Consider the following 1096-nt stretch of genomic DNA (forward strand, 5'->3'; position numbering starts at 1 on the left):
TCCAGCAGCAGGACCTTCATCGGCATCGACAGCCAGCGGCCAAGAATGGCTTTCTGTTGGTTGCCGCCGGACAGGTACAGGATCTTCTGCGCCGCGTTCGGCGTTTTGACCCGCATCGCCTGGATCTGTCGGTCGGCGTTGCCTTTCTCCCAGCCTTCGCGCAACAGCCAGCCAAAGGTGGAATGGGCACCACGGGCGCTGATGTTGATGTTTTCAGCGACGCTGCCCAGCGGGATGATGCCCTCTTTCTTGCGATCCTCCGGACACAGCAATACCCCGGCGGCGATGGCGTCCCGGGGTGAGCGCAGTTGCAGCGCGTGCCCGCACAGTTCCAGGCTGCCGGCACTGGCGCGCTCTAACCCACTGAGCAGGCGAAACAGCTCGGTACGCCCCGCCCCCACCAGCCCGAACAGGCCCAGGATCTCGCCCTTGCGCACCTGGAAACTGATCGGCTCACGCAGGCCCGGGCCGAGCAAGCCGTCCACCTTGAGCGCCACTTCGCCTTGCTCGCGCGGGCGGTAATCGTAGATGTCCTGAATATCGCGACCGACCATGCAGGTCACCAACTGGTCGTGAGTCAGCGTGCTCATGTCCTCGAAAGTACGCACGTAGCGGCCGTCCTTGAACACCGTCACTGCGTCACAGATACGGAACACTTCTTCCATACGGTGCGACACGTAGAGCACCACTTTGCCCTCGTCGCGCAGGCGCGTGATGATCGCCATCAAGCGGTCGATTTCCCGCGCCGATAAACTGCTGGTGGGTTCATCAAAGGCGATCACGTTGGCGCCGCGAGACAGCGCCTTGGCGATTTCCACCAGTTGGCGCTGGCCCAGGGACAGGCGCCCGAGTTTCTCGTCGGGGTCGATTTCATCGGCCAGCCCCTTGAGACACGCCAGGGCCTGCTTACGCAGCAGGCTCCGGTTGACCACACCAAAGCGCGTGGGCAAATGCCCGAGGAACAGGTTCTCGGCCACGCTCATTTCCGGCACCAGGTGCAGCTCTTGGTGAATCACCGCCACACCGCTGGCGATGCTGTCGGCGGCGCATTTGAAGGCCATGGTCTGCGCGCCGATCTGCACGGTGCCGCTGGATG

1 protein-coding gene is annotated in these 1096 nt (G+C 63.3%); it reads right to left on the reverse strand.

What is annotated here, in order from left to right; genetic code table 11:
- Positions 1–1096: ATP-binding cassette domain-containing protein (locus tag BOP96_RS29120; protein ID WP_073454715.1), on the reverse strand; the 1096-nt coding region annotated here is incomplete at both ends.

This window comes from Pseudomonas sp. FSL W5-0203 (assembly GCF_001896155.1).
Lineage (GTDB): Bacteria > Pseudomonadota > Gammaproteobacteria > Pseudomonadales > Pseudomonadaceae > Aquipseudomonas > Aquipseudomonas paracarnis.